Genomic DNA, 2,655 nt, shown 5'->3' on the forward strand with positions numbered 1-2,655 from the left:
CACTCGAGAGCCTGCGGCATCCGTGCGGCACCCTTCATGCTCGATAGGGGACGCAATGTCGAGTGACAGCTCGGCGCCGCGCACTTCAAACTTCAAACTTCAAACTTCCCCATGACCCCCGCCGATCTCATTCGCGAAGACATCCTGAGCCTGCGCGCCTACCACGTCCCCGACAGCGCAGGCCTGATCAAGCTCGACGCCATGGAAAACCCCTATCCATGGCCGGAGGCGCTGAGGGAAGACTGGCTCGCGGTCTTGCGCGAGGCAGAGCTGAACCGCTACCCCGATCCCCAGGGGCACGACCTGCAAGCCGCCCTGCGCGAGGCCATGGGCGTGCCGCTGGACATGGCCTTGTTGCTCGGCAATGGTTCCGACGAGCTGATCCAGATGCTCGCACTCGCCCTCGCCAAGCCAGGCCGGAAGGTGCTGTCGCTTGACCCGGGGTTCGTGATGTATCGCATGATCGCGCTGTTCGCCGGCATGGACTATGTCGGCGTGCCGCTGCGTGCGTCCGACTTCGCGCTGGACCTGGATGCGACCCTCACAGCGATCGCGCGCGAGCAGCCGGTGCTCACGTACATCGCCTATCCAAACAACCCCACCGGCAACTTGTTCGACGCCGCTGCCGTCGAACGGATTATCCAGGCCAGCCCTGGACTCGTCATCGTCGACGAGGCCTATGCACCTTTCACGGACCAGAGCTTCCTGCCGCGGTTGGGGGATTGGCCGAACCTCCTGGTGATGCGCACCGTCTCCAAGATGGGCCTCGCCGGCCTGCGCCTGGGCTATCTCGCGGGCCCGCGGGAGTGGCTCACGGAGATCGACAAGGTGAGGCTGCCCTACAACATCAATGCGCTTACTCAGGCCAGCGCGAGCTTCGCATTGCGCCACCACACCGCCTGGGACGAGCAGACCGCCACGATCCGCGCCGAGCGTGCGAAACTCTTCGACGCCCTAGCTGCGAGCGACGGCATCACGCCCTATCCGAGTGAGGCCAACTTCATCCTGGTGCGCACCGAGCCGGGCCGGGCCGGCGCCGTCTTCCAAGGCATCAAGGACCGCGGCGTGCTCATCAAGCAGCTACACGGCGCCCACCCGCTGCTCGCCGATTGCTTGCGGATCACCGTCGGCACGCCGCAGGAGAATGCGGCGCTGCTGACTGCCCTGGAAGCCGCCTTGTCCATGGATTAAGACGATTTCTGTCAACAAACAGACGGCCTGGCTTGTCTTCTCGCTCGTCTTTTGCGTCGCAGCAGCGGGCACGCAGTTCGACTATGCGACCGCTGCCGCGACGCAGGAGCCGAGCGAAGAGCCTGCGACCTTCCATACGTTTGTTTCCGGCAATCGCCTAAGCCCGCCCACTACCATGGCTCCCGCCGCGGAAGACGTCCAGTTGTTGCCCTAGTTATCGGTCTGTGGTGGTTTCGGAAACAGCACGGGCGTGCGTGCCTTGTACGCCTGATACTCGGGCTCGTCGCCCCAACGCTCGTCTGCGCGCGACTCCAGCATCGGAATGCCGCTGACCCGCGTCAGGAGGAAATACACGAACAGCGGCGAGATCAGGGTCACGAACTGCCAGCCGGACAGCGCCGGCAGTGCAATCAGGGCAACGCCTGTCCACAGCATGATCTCACCGAAGTAATTCGGGTGTCGTGACCAGGCCCAGAGCCCGGATCGGATGAAGCGGCCTTTGTTGGTGGGATCGTTGCGGAAGGCCTGCTTTTGCGCATCGGCCACGGCCTCGATGCCAAATCCAAGCACCCAGATGGCTAATCCAAGCCAGCCGACAAGCCCAAACGACGGGACCGACGCCGCCGTCATGGCCGCCAGTGCCGCACCCAGCGTCAGAAACACCCACAGCCCCTGCAACGTCCACGCCATCAGGAACCGGACGAACGACGGCTTGATGTCATCGAAGCGCGTATCGGCACCCGCCTTTTGAATCCGCCGAAACAGGAAGGTCCCCAGCCGCGCCGCCCAGATGCATACGAGCCCCGTCAATAGCAGGGACCGAGCGTCGAACCGCCCCGCCAGCAGCAGCGCGCCGATGACCACCGTCACATAGGTCGCACTGCCCGTAATGTCGTACCACTTCTCCGTCTGCGCCTGATAGGACGGCACGAACACGAACCACTGGATCACGAAGGCTACCACCGCGGCCAGCGCGAACAGTGGCACGCCCCCGACCGCGAGGCCGCCCTGACTACCCGCCCAGGCGACGCTGGAGGCCGCCAGCAAAGCGGCGACGATGGCGATAAGGGCTTCGACGGTTGCATTCTTCATGATTGGCGCCTCTTGAAGCTGGTCATAAGGACGCAAGCTGAGGTTGGCGCAACACAAGAATTGCGCAACCGAGCATTCGGCCCGAGCCTAGTCAGGTCGTGGCAACTGCATTGGCGCTCAACCCAATCAAACGACAGACCCACTCCCTGCGCCGGATCGTGTCCCCAGGCTCGAAGACTGCAACCGGCGCGGCGAAGTAGCCGAGCGCCGGCACCAGGCGTGGCTGCGCCGCTGGGAGCGACGCTTCGTCTGGAAGATTCCTTGGACCTCGTGCCTTCGCCGGCTTGCAGCGTTTCTCTGGCATCGCCATGGCCATCCGCCCCCGCATGGTCGGCAACGCTGGGGCCAGTCCGCAAAGACGAGCCCCTTCAC

Annotated in this window: 2 protein-coding genes; one reads left to right on the top strand and one right to left on the bottom strand. The window is 64.3% G+C overall.

The genetic code is table 11. The features are described from left to right. The first annotated feature begins 111 nt into the window (after positions 1-111). Entirely contained in the window at positions 112-1,191 is a 1,080-nt protein-coding gene (gene hisC, locus I6U14_RS08580; protein ID WP_296898479.1) for a histidinol-phosphate transaminase, read from the top strand. Between the two features lie 210 nt (positions 1,192-1,401). On the opposite strand, the gene I6U14_RS08585 is transcribed toward hisC, so the two are convergent. Further along, entirely contained in the window at positions 1,402-2,319 is a 918-nt protein-coding gene (locus I6U14_RS08585) for a DUF1295 domain-containing protein (protein WP_296898481.1), read from the bottom strand. Positions 2,320-2,655 lie beyond the last annotated feature (336 nt).

Source organism: Thiohalocapsa sp., from assembly GCF_019695415.1.
GTDB lineage: Bacteria > Pseudomonadota > Gammaproteobacteria > Chromatiales > Chromatiaceae > Thiohalocapsa.